The organism is Aestuariivivens sediminis, from assembly GCF_022662105.1.
Lineage (GTDB): Bacteria > Bacteroidota > Bacteroidia > Flavobacteriales > Flavobacteriaceae > Aestuariivivens > Aestuariivivens sediminis.
The window spans coordinates 443,948-457,892 of record NZ_JAKMCP010000003.1; the positions used below are offsets into that span (position 1 = coordinate 443,948).

Annotated in this window: 15 protein-coding genes; 9 read left to right on the forward strand and 6 right to left on the reverse strand. The window is 40.9% G+C overall.

Translation table 11 applies throughout. The annotated features are described in order from the left end of the window. The first annotated feature begins 1 nt into the window (after nucleotide 1). The 7 genes from MR054_RS09975 to MR054_RS10005 all read left to right on the forward strand — a co-directional run bounded on the left by MR054_RS09975 (nucleotide 2) and on the right by MR054_RS10005 (nucleotide 7,442). Complete coding sequence (locus MR054_RS09975) at nucleotides 2-883, forward strand: nuclear transport factor 2 family protein (protein ID WP_242157747.1); 882 nt, start codon at nucleotides 2-4, stop codon at nucleotides 881-883. 27 nt (nucleotides 884-910) lie between these two features. Beyond that, nucleotides 911-1,939, forward strand: coding sequence for a hypothetical protein (locus MR054_RS09980; RefSeq protein WP_242085189.1), 1,029 nt, complete (start codon nucleotides 911-913; stop codon nucleotides 1,937-1,939). A gap of 11 nt (nucleotides 1,940-1,950) precedes the next feature. Continuing rightward, nucleotides 1,951-3,366: an MBOAT family O-acyltransferase gene (locus tag MR054_RS09985; protein ID WP_242157748.1), complete on the forward strand. Its 1,416-nt coding sequence runs from the start codon at nucleotides 1,951-1,953 to the stop codon at nucleotides 3,364-3,366. A 28-nt stretch (nucleotides 3,367-3,394) separates the two neighbouring features. Further along, nucleotides 3,395-4,579: an acetyltransferase domain-containing protein gene (locus tag MR054_RS09990; protein ID WP_242157749.1), complete on the forward strand. Its 1,185-nt coding sequence runs from the start codon at nucleotides 3,395-3,397 to the stop codon at nucleotides 4,577-4,579. 10 nt (nucleotides 4,580-4,589) lie between these two features. Further along, on the forward strand, nucleotides 4,590-5,885 hold the full coding sequence (locus MR054_RS09995; RefSeq protein ID WP_242157750.1) for an APC family permease: 1,296 nt from the start codon (nucleotides 4,590-4,592) through the stop codon (nucleotides 5,883-5,885). Nucleotides 5,886-5,952: 67 nt separating this feature from the next. Beyond that, a complete protein-coding gene (locus MR054_RS10000; protein ID WP_242157751.1) occupies nucleotides 5,953-6,930 on the forward strand; it encodes a TolB-like translocation protein in 978 nt (325 codons plus the stop codon). Nucleotides 6,931-7,070: 140 nt separating this feature from the next. Further along, nucleotides 7,071-7,442, forward strand: coding sequence for an RHS repeat-associated core domain-containing protein (locus MR054_RS10005; protein ID WP_420868343.1), 372 nt, complete (start codon nucleotides 7,071-7,073; stop codon nucleotides 7,440-7,442). Nucleotides 7,443-7,472: 30 nt separating this feature from the next. On the opposite strand, the gene MR054_RS10010 is transcribed toward MR054_RS10005, so the two are convergent. The 5 genes from MR054_RS10010 to MR054_RS10030 form a co-directional block, all read right to left on the reverse strand. Beyond that, nucleotides 7,473-7,616, reverse strand: coding sequence for a hypothetical protein (locus MR054_RS10010; RefSeq protein WP_242157753.1), 144 nt, complete (start codon nucleotides 7,614-7,616; stop codon nucleotides 7,473-7,475). Next, on the reverse strand, nucleotides 7,607-8,071 hold the full coding sequence (locus tag MR054_RS10015) for a mobile mystery protein A (protein WP_242157754.1): 465 nt from the start codon (nucleotides 8,069-8,071) through the stop codon (nucleotides 7,607-7,609). The genes MR054_RS10010 and MR054_RS10015 overlap by 10 nt, the downstream gene beginning before the upstream one ends. A 498-nt stretch (nucleotides 8,072-8,569) precedes the next feature. Then, complete coding sequence (locus tag MR054_RS10020) at nucleotides 8,570-9,124, reverse strand: hypothetical protein (protein ID WP_242157755.1); 555 nt, start codon at nucleotides 9,122-9,124, stop codon at nucleotides 8,570-8,572. 9 nt (nucleotides 9,125-9,133) lie between these two features. Beyond that, nucleotides 9,134-10,540, reverse strand: coding sequence for a M20/M25/M40 family metallo-hydrolase (locus MR054_RS10025; RefSeq protein ID WP_242157756.1), 1,407 nt, complete (start codon nucleotides 10,538-10,540; stop codon nucleotides 9,134-9,136). 77 nt (nucleotides 10,541-10,617) lie between these two features. After that, complete coding sequence (locus MR054_RS10030; protein WP_242157757.1) at nucleotides 10,618-11,469, reverse strand: PPK2 family polyphosphate kinase; 852 nt, start codon at nucleotides 11,467-11,469, stop codon at nucleotides 10,618-10,620. 134 nt (nucleotides 11,470-11,603) lie between these two features. On the opposite strand from MR054_RS10030, the gene MR054_RS10035 reads away from it, so the two are divergent. After that, nucleotides 11,604-12,131, forward strand: coding sequence for a flavodoxin family protein (locus MR054_RS10035; protein ID WP_242157758.1), 528 nt, complete (start codon nucleotides 11,604-11,606; stop codon nucleotides 12,129-12,131). Between the two features lie 87 nt (nucleotides 12,132-12,218). Beyond that, a complete protein-coding gene (locus tag MR054_RS10040; protein WP_242085198.1) occupies nucleotides 12,219-12,971 on the forward strand; it encodes a hypothetical protein in 753 nt (250 codons plus the stop codon). Between the two features lie 373 nt (nucleotides 12,972-13,344). On the opposite strand, the gene MR054_RS10045 is transcribed toward MR054_RS10040, so the two are convergent. After that, the gene (locus tag MR054_RS10045; RefSeq protein ID WP_242157759.1) at nucleotides 13,345-13,725 is read right to left on the reverse strand and encodes an HU family DNA-binding protein; all 381 of its coding nucleotides are present in this window, start codon (nucleotides 13,723-13,725) and stop codon (nucleotides 13,345-13,347) included. Nucleotides 13,726-13,945: the final 220 nt, after the last annotated feature.

The following is a 13,945-nucleotide window of genomic DNA, read 5'->3' on the forward strand; positions in this document are numbered from 1 at the left end:
AATGAAAACAGTATTCACAACCCTCATATGTTCCATCCTATTAACACTCTATTCTTGTGGAGATGCAACCGTTGAACGTAATATTGCCATGTATACCGATACCTGGGACCGCATTATAAATGAGGCCAATTTAGACCTCATTAACAACGCGAATTTCACGGAGGATATCACCCTGGTGTCAAGCCCGGAAAACATTGTTGGAATTGATGATTTCAAAGCGTATTATTCCAATTTTATAACTGGTTTTTCAGACGTGACCTTCCACATTAAGGCGGTTTTCGGTCAAGGGGAAAACCTGGTAAAGCACTGGCACTATACGGGAACCCATACCGGTGACTTTTTCGGTATTCCGGCCACGGGAAAGACTGTCGATTTGGAGGGCGTAACCTTAGTCAAAATGAAGGATGGGAAGATTGCCCAAGAACAGGATTTTATGGACAATCTGGTCTTTATGGAGCAACTTGGCCTGGATCCGTTCCTCAATCCTGAAAACACCATAACCATAAGAACCTTATATGAAAATTTCGCCAAAGGTAATGTTGAAGGCGTTGCAGCGGTTATGGACGACGATTTGGTATGGAACGAAGCCGAAAACTTTCCGTATGCCGACGGCAACCCCTATCATGGCTTTGATGCTGTTTTAAAAGGCGTGCTTTCCAGAATCATGGAAGAATGGGACTATTGGAATTTAACCCATATGGATTTTCTTGAAATCACCAATAATAAAGTTCTGGTCACCGGAAGATATGAAGCCAAATACAAAAAAAATGGTGCCGTTATCAATTTACAGATGGCCCATTTATGGACTCTGAAGGATGGTAAAGTCATATCCTTTCAACAATTTGCCGATACCAAGGGTATTAGCGATGCCATGACAAAATAAAAAACTAACCAAAAACAACCACACCAAATGAATTTAAAACAATCTGTAATCGTTGCCCTGATCCTGACTGTTATAGCCATTGCGGCATGGGAGCTCTATTGGAGATCACAAGAATTACATCCCACATTGAATGACGAAAAGGCGCTTTGGGCATTAGCTCGTAAACAAGTTGAAACCGCCTCTAAAAGTGATGTGGTCATACTTGGGTCTTCAAGAGCCTATTTTGATATTCAAGTGGAGACCTGGGAAGAAGCCACCGGAAGCCAACCCATTCAATTGGCATCCACCGGATCTTCACCATTACCAACCTTTCACGATATCGTGCACAACACCAATTTTTCAGGAACCGTTGTTATCGGCGTGACACCGGGGCTTTTCTTTTCAACCACCTACCCGGGTGCTTTTCCCTGGAAAAGAGCACAATCCAAGGTAGACTATTACCAAGATCAGACTTATGCCCAAAAACTGAATTTCCAACTGTCCATCCCATTGCAAAAAAACCTGGTGTTCATGTCGGGAGATGAGGAAGAATGGAGCGACGATATAGACTTAAAATCCCTATTGAGAAGAATACATGTAGGCCATCGTACCGAAGATCCCGGTATGCCTCCATTTTATAATTTTGGAGATGTCTCCATTCCCAGAAACATGAGTATGATGCCTCGTACCGTCACTGATACCGCCTTTGCCAATACCATCATTAAAGTATGGCATTTTTTTGGTAAAAGTGCCCCGCCACCGGACAAAACATCCACCATGGACTATTTCCTTAAGGATCTGGAAGCGTTTAAAGCACGGCAAGGCACCGTAATTTTAGTGCGGTGCCCTTCAAGCGGTGGTGTAAGAATGGGGGAACACATGGGAGTGCCACGTGACGGCTTTTGGAATGATTTGGTTAAAGAGGCCCAGGTAAAAAGTTATCATTTTGAGGACTATGATCAATTCAAACATTTGACCTGTCCTGAAGAATCCCACCTCTCTCTGGACGATGCCAATTATTTTACATCAGAGCTCATTAAAATAATGAAGGCAGATAACGCATTAACTAACATTTAAATCCATCCATCATGCTATTTAACTCATTAAGTTTTATATTATTTCTGGTTATAGTCCTCATTCTTTATTACGCTAAATGGTTCAGTTGGACGGGCAAAAAACGAATGTTATTGTTATCCAGTTATGTCTTTTATGGTATATGGAATCCACCATTAGTTATACTGCTATGGATCTCCACCATGGTAGACTGGACGGCGGGACAACGGCTGGCTAAAGAAGACAACCCGCACAAACGCAAATTCTGGTTGCTTCTAAGTATGTTCGTCAATTTAGGATTTTTAGGATTCTTTAAATATGGTGATTTTCTTCTGGAGAATTTTGTCATGATTATGAATGCCATAGGTATTGATTTTCAAGCCCAACCTATGGATATCATTTTACCCATGGGCATCTCATTCTACACCTTTCAGACGATGTCCTATACCATCGATATGTACAAACGGAAAATCGAACCGGCAAGAACCTTTCTGGATTTCGCCCTGTATGTTACCTTTTTCCCTCAATTAGTGGCCGGTCCTATTGTTAGGGCCAAGGAATTAATCTCTCAGTTCTACGAAGAGAAAAAAGCCACAGCCAACCAATTTATCTGGGGTTTGTTTTTACTAACAATAGGGTTATTTCAAAAAATTGTCTTGGCCGACACCCTACTGGCAGATACCTCCGATACGGTTTTTGGTTCAGATAAATTACTTCATGGGGTAGATGCCTGGATTGGCACCATCGCGTTTTCCGGACAAATCTTCTTTGATTTTGCAGGGTATTCAACCTGTGCCATTGGAATCGCCCTTATGTTGGGTATTATTTTACCCGACAATTTTAAATATCCCTATGCCTCTCTTGGGTTTTCAGATCTGTGGAAACGCTGGCATATTTCACTTTCCACCTGGTTACGAGATTATTTGTACATTCCGCTTGGAGGCAATCGGCATGGTATCACCCGGTTGTATGTCGCCCTTATGGTAACCATGCTCCTCGGTGGATTATGGCATGGTGCCGCCTGGACCTTTATGGTTTGGGGAGGGTTACATGGCACCTATTTAATCCTTGAACGCCTTCAAAGACGATTTCTTCCATTCGAAATCACTAAATGGAATGGTCTCTTTTTGGCTTTTACAACCTTTAGCTGTGTGAATATCACGTGGGTGTTTTTTAGGGCAAGAACTTTTGAAACGGCTTGGAATATGATTAAATCCATGTTTTACTTTCAAACCGAAGGCGTTAAAATTTTGGATACCTTTACCATAATAAAAGTATCTGTAATCATAGCGGCCATGTTTTTATGTCATTGGTTCATGAGAAATACCTCCATGAAAGAGGTCTCCTTAAAAACATCCCCCTATGTTTTGGGTGTGATATGGGCCGTTATGACCGTTTTAATTGTCGTGGCTCAAGGTAGTGGTGAACAATTTATATATTTTCAGTTTTAATAGAAAAATAAAATTTAGAAATTAGTGCATGACTTTGGTGAAATCAACCAGAATTGAATCTATAGATCTCTTAAGGGGGTTAGTTATGGTGCTCATGGCTTTAGACCATGTCCGGGATTATTTTCATTTCGATGCGGCGGTTCATGATCCTCTGGATTTAGATACCACAACACCTGTTTTATTTTTTACCAGGTTTATTACACATTTGTGCGCGCCGGTGTTTGTGTTTTTAGCGGGAACATCGGCCTTTTTATATGGCAGTAACAGGACTAAAGCCAACCTTTTTAAGTTTTTGTTTACCCGAGGATTGTGGCTCATAGTTCTCGAGATCGGTATAAATAGTCTGAACTGGACTTTCGATTTTACCTATAGTTTTATCATGCTTCAGGTTATATGGGCCATTGGGGTAAGCATGGTATGCCTGTCCTTTCTCATTTTTTTACCAAGAAAAATCATCGCTCTCATTGGAATTGTTTTAGTTGCCGGCCATAATAGCCTCGATACTATTGTTCTGGAAGGTCAGAGTTTTCATTCTGTAATTTGGTACATGTTGCACCAGGCCAATGGCATACCCATTGGTGAAACCCGAACGCTGTTCTTTGGATACCCGGTACTGCCGTGGATTGGCTTAATTGCCCTGGGGTACTGTTTAGGGACCCTGTATACCAAAGGGTTTAGCCCTTCCCTTAGGAAAACGTGGTTATGGGGATTGGGTATTGGATCCATCCTGTTGTTCTTTATCCTTCGGGGCATTAATGTTTACGGAGACTTAGTTCCCTGGTCTGCACAGGATACTACCGTTAAAACAGTATTGTCGTTTTTTAAGGTGACAAAATACCCGCCTTCACTGGCGTATATCCTGATTACCATGGGACCTTCATTGCTGTTATTACATGCTTTTGAGTACGTGAAAAATAAATTTTCGGATTTTATTCTGGTGTTTGGCCGGGTTCCGCTATTCTATTATTTTCTTCATATTTTCGTCATCCATATCGGAGCTATTGTTGGGGTGTTACTGTTCCATGATAACGGCATGGCCTTACTGTCGGCCATCACAGAGAACCCCATACAAGGACTTGCAGCACAAGGGTATTCCTTATTTACAGTTTTTGCTGTATGGTTGGGAATTATTATCCTGCTCTATGTGCCCTGCAAAAGATATATGATATATAAAATCAGCCATAAAAATAAATGGTGGTTGAGTTACTTGTAATTTATGAACTATGGCACATCGGGATGAAGGATTAAAACGGACTATTGGAGTATTGGGCTTATCGGCCAATATCATTAACATCATCGTTGGGGCCGGTATTTTTGCTTTACCCGCCATAATAGCCTCAAAAATGGGGGCGTCCAGTATCATTGCCTATATCTTTTGCGGTATTTTAATCGCGCTTGTCATGCTGTGTTTTGCTGAAGCCGGTAGTAAAGTAAATAATACCGGTGGTCCCTATACCTATATAGAAACGGCATTTGGTGATTACGCCGGGTTTATGGGAGGTGTTTTTGTAATTGTTAGTGCTTTATTTGCCGATGCTGCCGTATCTAATGCCTTAATTAATATGCTGGCTACCATATATCCGGTTTTTGAACATGGATGGCTGCGACTGGCTTTCCTGGTCATCATTTTGGGTGGATTGGCTTTATTAAACGTTATCGGGTTAAAACAAGGTATTGGTCTGGTTAAGTTGAATACGATTGCCAAACTTATTCCTTTACTCATTTTGATAACGCTGGGATGGAAAGGCGTATCTATGGAACATTTGCATATCCAATCCGCACCAAGTCTAAAAACTTTAGGAGAAACTTCCCTGATCTTGTTTTTTGCCTTTCAAGGTGCAGAAACCGGACTCATCGTAGGAGGCGAAATTATAAATCCCAAACGCAATGTGCCGAGGGCCATTTTAATAAGTATACTAACAGTACTTATTATTTATATGCTTATCCAGGGGGTGTCCCAGGGTGTTTTGGGGGATGACCTGCCTAACTTTACGGCTGCACCACTTGCCGAAACCGCCCGGAAGGTTTTTGGACCAATGGGTTTTAAACTGTTGTTCCTGGGGGCCTTAATATCCATGTTTGGGTATTTAAGTGGTTCTATACTTAACAATCCCAGAGTGGTTTACGCCCTATCCAGAGATCGGGTAATTCCCCTAAAAAAACTGTCTAAAATACATCCCTCTTTTGCAACGCCATACGTTTCCATCATGGTTTATGCTGCCTTATGCTTTATCATAGCGGCTACAGGGAGCTTTACCCAGTTGGCCGTAATTGCCAGCGGTTCCATGCTCATCATTTATGGTCTTGTATCATTATCCGTTATCAGATTGCGCTACAAGCTAAAACCAAACCCTTCAGAGTTTAAAATTCCGGGGGGGCTGTTGATCCCCATATTGTCCATTGGTATTATCCTGTATTTTTTATCCAATCTTTCCCGAAATGAAATGATTGGTACAGCCATTTTTATTGGGGTACTCAGTATTATTTTTGCAGGTATTAAATGGTTGAAAAATCGGTAATGGCCCATTAGGACCTCATCACAGTATATGAGACCCCTTAATGGGTTAAAATGCTATTTTCAATATTATGCCTATATTCGTAAAGCCATTGCTTATTAATTCTGTCTTCGTGCATTTAAACATCATATACATCCTTTTTATTGTGGCCTTTGGTTCAAAGGTCTTTTCACAAGAGCCATTGGGGTATAAAGAAGAGGTATTGACCCATACCACTGCAGACAACAGATATGCGAGTTACAATGATGAAGGATCCAAAATCATATTTGAATCCAATCGTGACGGCCGGTGGCAAATTTACCTCATGGATATCAACGGCGGGCACCAAAAACCCTTGTTTAAAAGTACCAGTAATGACAGGCGTCCTTCATGGCATCCCTATAAAGACATGGTTCTCTTTGAATCCGATAGAACGGGTGTTTCCGAGATTTATACCTATTCCTTTGAAACCCATACCATAGACAAAGTTCCCATTGGTCTGGAAGGCGATAAATCTTTCGCCCGGTTTGCGCCGAACGGGGTGCAGGTGGTCTTTAGCCATCGGGCCCAGGAAGGTATTTCCGATATCTACATGTGTTCCAATAAAGGCAAGCGTTTAAAAAAAATAATAGCGAACCAGCATATAAATGTCTACCCCCATTTTACGCCAAGAGGTGACAATGTCATTTATTTTTCAAACCGAAATACGCAAGGAGAAGGTCATATTATTTATTCCTATAATATTATTACCAAAGACCGCAACAGATTAAGTTATTTCAAAGACCATAGCGAATACCCCAATTGGTCTAATATCCGCGGTGCCAGGGTGGTTTACTCTGCTAAGGTGGACGACATGGAACATTCGGAAATATTCATTATGCAAAACGATGCCAGAAATAAAACCCGGGTCACCTTTAATGATGTTGACGATATTTTACCCGCCTGGTCTCCAAACGATATCAATTTACTCGTTACCCGTTACCAGAAGGGCCATTATCAAATCTGCAAAATTTTATTGAAGGAACCCTTAAGTGACAAGAATAAGCCGTTGCACCATCAACAACTGTAAGCAGGCTTAAAAAGAATCCCGGATATCAAAACAATCGTTCCGGCAAGTCCAGCCAACCTTAACCTGTTTTCCCAATGCTTAAAAGTCTTTGATTTTGGCCTGAAACAAAAAGGGTATAATACCAAGGTACTAGTACAAATATTGCGCTCAATAAAAAGTTTGGCGGTAAAGAGTATCAGGATGAGTTGGGTCTAAACTGGTACGGTGCAACAGCCAGGAATTATGATTCAGCAATTGGTAGATGGATGAACTTGCGCCCTTTAGCTGAAAAGATGAGACGTCATAGTTCCTATAATCAGGCAGTTGATAATCCGATCTATTGGATTGACCCTGATGGGATCTCTACAGATGATTTTGTGAAGTTAGAGCAAGATGGTTCTTTTGTATGGGTTGCAGATGATGATACGCAAGATGTTGTTGATCTTTCCAAATCGCTTTGGAAGATTGGACTTTTAATCATTTTGAAAATAAGAATTCTCTTTGTTTCTGGTTCATTGTCATGCTACCATTAAGATTGTGCAAATGCAATTAAATCTTTATAATCACCATTGTAAGCCTTTTTGGATGTTGAGTTGCTCAAATTCATCTAGCTCTCTTTTTGTGGTCACTGATGGAATGAGCAACCCATCCATTTCTTCTTCATCCAACGGGGTTTGGCCAGGGTCATATACAATTTCTAATCCCATAAGTATCTAGGCATTTCGTATAGGATTTGCTGGGTCCTTTCATCTATGGCCCGTTTAATACGCTCATCCGTGTTTTCTTGGTCCTCTAGGGCCATGGTGTTCGAAGTGGTCCTGACAATCTCTGTTGCAAGCGCTCTGGCCTTAATTTCGATGGACCGCTTTATGGACCCATCCATAGGAACAAAACCATAGACGAGCTTCATGTTGAGTGCACGACCAGCTTCCTCTAGACTTTTTAAAGTTATGCTGCCTTCCATCTCCCTTTTTTCAATATTCTCAGCTGATGGCGGGGTTAAACCTAAACGCTCTCCGAATTGTCTGAAAGACATCTTATACGCTTTTCGGATAACATGCAGCCATCCTTTCTCAGGTGGATTTATGTTTAACAAAGGAGTGTAAATTTGTAGTTTATTGTCCAATTGCTCTACCATTAACCTATGCTTTGAATCTCTCATTATTTTTATATTTATTACTCTTTATAAGAGTATATTATTATAATAAATAGACAAATATAAGAATATATTCATATAAACAAGTTATTTTCATAAGACTATAGTGTTATAAAATTAATCTAAACATAAGATTATAGTCTTATAAAAAGGAGATGGATGTAAGCATATATTATTATGAAGACAAATTATAAAGCAAATATTCTAAGCAAAATCCTTATTGGTTGAATTTAAATAAATGCCATATTTGATTCATGTTCTTTTACATAGTAATGCAAAAAATAGAACTTTAGGGTAGAGCATTTTTCTGATAACAGGATATTATTCCTTTTGTCTGAAGCCTGTATTACGAATCACGAGTTCTTAAAAAAGGGTCCCAAGTGAAATGATCCTGGCAAACAAGGTGCTTGCCATTAGGGGGAGTCTCTTTTGCCCTTCCGTATTCGGGTATTTATCACAACCGTATTTTGTTTATACCCAGAACACAGGGTTATTACTTCCAATTCATTCTCTAAGTTTACCCGCAAAAACACTTACCTTAGAATTAAAAGGATTACCTGAGGCCCGCCTTAACATCACTACTTGTCCGCAATGCCAGATGGCATCGGCAATAGGTCCGTTAACTAGATTCCAAAAGGGGAACCTTTCGTTGTCAAATGGCGCTAAATCATCCAAAGGTCTCAATATATCTGAAGCCTTCTTTAAATTTAACAGGGTGCGCCTGCGCTTCTCTTCAAAGGACAGTTCGTCTTTTTCATTCTGGTCATCTTCCTTTGAAATACTTTTAAGAATAAAGTTTGATAAGCCTAATATATGATCTATGGTTTCAGAAGACGATCGCCCGGTGTCACTAGGTTTATAATTTAAATCCTGAGCCCTCAACCCTTCTGTAGCCCAATAGTAGCGAAATCCAAGACCATCTATCATCCGGGAAGCCACTGCTCCTGCCGTATAGCGTTCAGGATAGTCGGGAATTTCATAATACGGGAGGTGATCATTTTGTTGTGCCATAGTCCATAAAGATAAGAAGGCCGTTAACATTAAAAGAGATTTTTTCATGGGTTGCAATTAATTTTTTAAGCCACTTGATATCTCATGCACGCCATAAGTATCAAACAGATATACCAGGGCAGTCATCGTAGCCGCACCTAATTCCAATTCTCTCTTATTTACGGCATCAAAGGTATCATTACTGGCGTGGTGATGGTCAAAATAGCGCTGGGAATCCGGTCGCAATCCGGCCAACACATTGGTACCGGTTTTCAATGGGCTTACATCGGCTCCACTTTCCCCTTTTTCAAAATAATGTATTAAGTAGGGCTTAAACAAATGCTGCCACCCCAGGACTTGGTTGTAGGCCGCATCTGTACAGTCCAAACTAAAACCCCGTGGTGAAAACCCGCCCGCATCACTTTCAAGGGCAAAAACATGGTGTTCTCCATTCTTTTTGGCTTCTTCAGCATACTTATGCCCTCCGCGCAGGCCATTTTCCTCATTCATGAACAACACCACCCTGATACTTCGTTTGGGCTTAATTCCGGTTTCCTTGAGTAATCGCAGCACTTCCATGGACTGAACCACGCCGGCACCGTCATCATGCGATCCATCCCCTAAATCCCATGAATCCAGGTGTCCCCCCACGACCATATATTCCTTTGGGAATTGACTGCCGGTAATCTCCCCAATGACATTATAAGACAGAACATCCTTAAACTGTTTACAGTTTTGTCTAAAGAAGAACTCCAAATCCGGGTCCAGTTTTAGCATGGTGCTCAACAATTCTGCATCATTTGTACTAATGGCAGCAGATGGAATCCGTTTGTCATTAGGCAAATCCTTATAGGTCATACTTCCCGTATGGGGCAAATCATCCAAACGCAGATTCATGGACCGCACTATAACACCGGCGGCACCATATTTAGAAGCCTGAACCGCACCTTCATAACGCTGGTTCACACAACCGCCATAGGCCTCAAACGTATGGATTACATCAGGCTGCATGGGACGATTATAAAATACTATCTTGCCTTCAATATGGGCTCTCCCCAACGAGTCCAGTTCTTCAAAATCATGAACTTCAACCACATTCGCCTTCAATCCCAGGGCCGGGGTGGCAATGGAACCTCCCAAAGCACAGATATTAACCGTAGTTGTTTTGCCTTCAGTAGATTTAATATAGGCGTATTCCTTGGCACCCCTTACCCACTTGGGCACCATTACCGGTTGCAACCACACCTTATCCAGACCCAATTTTTCCAGCTCTTCCCTGGTCCAGGAAACCGCTTTTTCGGCACCCAGAGAACCAGATAGACGACTGCCTATCTGATTGGACAGATAATTTAACCAATCGTAACTCTTACCATGGGTTAAAGCGGTTTTATAAATGCTTTTAAATATGGCTTCGTCAGATTGCGAAAACAGGGTTGTTGTGATGAAAAGACTAACAATTGAAAGGCTAACTCTAATGAAATTCATGGAAACGGATTATGTGCTTAACGGCACTAAAGATATTACTTATTACAGGGTTTCCTATAAGGAAATCTTAAAAAATGTTATTCGCTTCGCAATTGCCGTTTATACAGAGCCAGGTTTTCCTTTACATCGTCTTCAAGTTCCGGTTCTTTAATATCGGTATAGGTCAGGAGGGTATCGTATATTATTTTTGCGACCAAATAACGGGCAGTAGATTTATCATCGGCCGGAATAATATACCAGGGGGCATGTGGCTTTGAGGTTCTGTTTATGGCGTCTTCATAACAGTTCTGATAATCGTCCCACAGCTTACGCTCTTTTAAGTCACCTGGAGAAAACTTCCATTGTTTTTCCTGTTTGTTCAAGCGGCGCAATAAGCGATGTTTTTGTTCTTCCTTGGAAAGGTTTAAAAAAAACTTAAAAATAAGGGTGCCATTCTCCGCGATATGCTTTTCAAAACTATTGATTTGCTGGAAACGCCGGTCCCAAAAGGCATCGTTAATATCGTCAACAGTATTTACCGTCGGAATATTTTCGTTTAAAATATATTCGGGATGTACCCGGGTTACCAACACATTCTCGTAATGGGTTCTGTTAAAAATTCCAAACTTGCCGCGCTCCGGTAACACGAGATAATGGCGCCATAAATAATCATGACTTAATTCCTGTTCGGTCGGTACCTTAAAACTGTGTACTTCTACACCCCTGACATTAAAATCTTTAAAGACCTCACGAACAAGGCTGTCTTTTCCCGAGGTATCCATACCCTGCAAACATACCAATACCGCATATTTATTATGGGCATACATGGTGTTTTGCAGATCCCCTAGTTGCTTTCTGAAGGCTTTGAGTCCTTTTTTGGCGGTCTTGATGACCAATTTGGTTTCGGTGTTTTTAAGAGTTATCGGCGAGGTGACTTTAAATTCATCCATTTTTTATCATTTAGCGGTTAAAATATAAAAAATCCTATTGATTTTTCTATTTCTACCATTGATTGTTTCGATACCACTTCCCTGAATTTAAGTGGCTTATTTTGTTCCTTTGGTATCATTTTAAACACATAAGCATGTCTAAAACCGTAATCATTCAGGGGAGTTCCAGAAGTAATGGGGATACTGGAAAAATTGTTAATTATATGGCCCGCAAGTATGGTTTTGATGTCATTGACCTTAAGTCTAAAACGATTGGACACTTTGATTATCATTACAAAAACCAGGATGATGACTTTATGGGTCTCATTACAGACATCATTGATCGCTATGACACCCTTATTTTTGCAACGCCGGTATACTGGTACAGCATGAGTGGTTTACTAAAGGTATTCTTCGATCGGATTTCCGACTTACTCCATATACACCGGGAGACCGGTAGAAAAATGCGGGGTAAAAATATGGCCCTGATCAGTTGTAGTAACGCCGATGACCTCAAAGCAGGGTTCAATATGCCGTTTTATGAATCCGCTCATTATTTGGGCATGAATTACCTGGGGGATATACACACTTTTCTTGTGAATAACCGCATAGACAGAAAGGTTTTGAGGAGAATAGACGCCTTCGTAAAATCTGTGGAAGAACAGCAAAGCCATAGTGTTTAGTTTTTATCTTTTCGATGAAATGCACGCCAAAGTATTCCGTTTTTAGTACATTAGCCCCGCCTATTTATGTTTAAAATCCAAATCGCCATGAAAACTTTGTTTTTTTTTAGCCTATTCATATTCTGTTTAACGATACATGCCCAAACGCCTTGTGATGTGGCCAATGCCTATGTGGTTAGTGCCTATTCCCATGTTAAGGACGCCTATGAATCCAATAATATTAGCCATTTAAAATATTATGCCGACCGTTCTTTAAAATCCTTTAAACTTTCAAGGAAAACCATGGGAGATTGCAGCTGTGATAAGGCCATGACTCTGGCCACTAAAAGTATGGACCTACTCGTTAAGGTGGACGATGTAGAAACGTATGAAGATGGTCGCTTTTTTGTGAAACGGGCCCGGGACTTAAGTAAGGACTGTGTTATTGAAATGGACAGATGTTCGGTCACCTCCAGTTCAACCCTTACTGAACCTACGGATACCGGTGATCTCACCGACCTTCAAAAGGAACAGCAGATGCTGAAACAGCAACAAGATGCCTTAAAGCTAAAAGAAGCTGAAATTAAGGCCAAATTAGCGGAGCAGCAAGAGAAAGCCTTAACGCTGAAGAAAAAAGAACTTATTCATTCTTATGAAAGTGCCGTAACTTCTAATGTAAAAACCTATAACGAGACCCTGCACCTCTGTAACTGCAAACACGATGCATTAACTGCCGATATCATTGCGGAGGACCAATTGGAAACCCAGAGTTTGGAAGCCATTAAGGACTATTTTAATCGCACCATAAAAACGTTGGCCTCTAATTACGTGACCCAGCTCGATATGTGCAGTGCCAATTAAGAAAGGTCTCCTCCTTAATGGTGTCCAATCCCTATGCTAACCATAGGTTTATTGGGGATACGCTCAAATTTATAATGTTTAGCAGAATGCCCTTACCGGTAATGGTTCTGATCTAACACCTGTATGGTGAAGCAAGGACGGCAACATCATATTGAGAGAGGGAACGGATGTTTTGTAGCCCGACATGGCTAAGCATGTGGTGTCCCCTTAAAAGTTCTGTACGCATGGCTAGCTGAAAAACTCCTGTGTTTTTCTGAAAAACTCCTGTGTTTTTCTGAAAAACTCCTGTGTTTTTTGAAAAAACACAGGAGTTTTTGAATAATCCCCGGTTACGAAATCATAAAGTCCGAGGCAAGAAATTGCCATTTTGTGCCTAGTGCTTTTCATAATCAAGCTCAGCAAGCATTTGACGCATAGGACGCCCGGGAGTAAATATGACTTCTGAAGTCTTAATGATCTTTCTGTTAACTTCTGCCTGGGATTCTACGCCTTTACTGCGTATCTTAATTTTTAAGGTTCCAAAATCACCGATCTCCACTATTTTCCCCGCCTTCAATTCCGTGATAGTGGCATCAATCAGGGCATAAATAACACCATGGACATCAGCAGGGCTCATGGTGCTCATCTGGCCAATGGATTGTGTCAAACGATGGATATCACACCGTCCTCTTGAAAAACCGGAGGCATACCAGCGCTTTTTATATCCGGTGACTAATTTGACGGTTTTATAAATTGCTCGAAATGGAATAGCCATAAATACATAGATTTTAAGGGATCTTTTTACGCATAAATATAAGTCTTTTTCCTACAATTTTGTAGCGTATTAAATGGTTTTTCGTTGTAATGCGATACAGAACAATACGAGCGCGCCATGGTTGGCCGGTTTATTGGATGATATCTGTTATGGTGTAGTACGTTTAAGCTGGCCTTAAAACAAACAGATTACAAACAGGGCCGGCACCACGAAAATAAAG

What these genes read in the sequence shown, in the direction of transcription:
- MR054_RS10035 (WP_242157758.1), top strand. Translation starts at nt 11,604, where the DNA reads ATGTCTAAAACCGTAATCATTCAGGGGAGTTCCAGAAGTAATGGGGAT.
- MR054_RS09985 (WP_242157748.1), top strand. Translation starts at nt 1,951, where the DNA reads ATGCTATTTAACTCATTAAGTTTTATATTATTTCTGGTTATAGTCCTC.
- MR054_RS10045 (WP_242157759.1), bottom strand. Translation starts at nt 13,725, where the DNA reads ATGGCTATTCCATTTCGAGCAATTTATAAAACCGTCAAATTAGTCACC.
- MR054_RS10015 (WP_242157754.1), bottom strand. Translation starts at nt 8,071, where the DNA reads ATGAGAGATTCAAAGCATAGGTTAATGGTAGAGCAATTGGACAATAAA.
- MR054_RS09990 (WP_242157749.1), top strand. Translation starts at nt 3,395, where the DNA reads ATGACTTTGGTGAAATCAACCAGAATTGAATCTATAGATCTCTTAAGG.
- MR054_RS09975 (WP_242157747.1), top strand. Translation starts at nt 2, where the DNA reads ATGAAAACAGTATTCACAACCCTCATATGTTCCATCCTATTAACACTC.
- MR054_RS10010 (WP_242157753.1), bottom strand. Translation starts at nt 7,616, where the DNA reads ATGGGATTAGAAATTGTATATGACCCTGGCCAAACCCCGTTGGATGAA.
- MR054_RS10020 (WP_242157755.1), bottom strand. Translation starts at nt 9,124, where the DNA reads ATGAAAAAATCTCTTTTAATGTTAACGGCCTTCTTATCTTTATGGACT.
- MR054_RS09980 (WP_242085189.1), top strand. Translation starts at nt 911, where the DNA reads ATGAATTTAAAACAATCTGTAATCGTTGCCCTGATCCTGACTGTTATA.
- MR054_RS10025 (WP_242157756.1), bottom strand. Translation starts at nt 10,540, where the DNA reads ATGAATTTCATTAGAGTTAGCCTTTCAATTGTTAGTCTTTTCATCACA.
- MR054_RS10040 (WP_242085198.1), top strand. Translation starts at nt 12,219, where the DNA reads ATGAAAACTTTGTTTTTTTTTAGCCTATTCATATTCTGTTTAACGATA.
- MR054_RS10030 (WP_242157757.1), bottom strand. Translation starts at nt 11,469, where the DNA reads ATGGATGAATTTAAAGTCACCTCGCCGATAACTCTTAAAAACACCGAA.
- MR054_RS09995 (WP_242157750.1), top strand. Translation starts at nt 4,590, where the DNA reads ATGGCACATCGGGATGAAGGATTAAAACGGACTATTGGAGTATTGGGC.
- MR054_RS10000 (WP_242157751.1), top strand. Translation starts at nt 5,953, where the DNA reads ATGCCTATATTCGTAAAGCCATTGCTTATTAATTCTGTCTTCGTGCAT.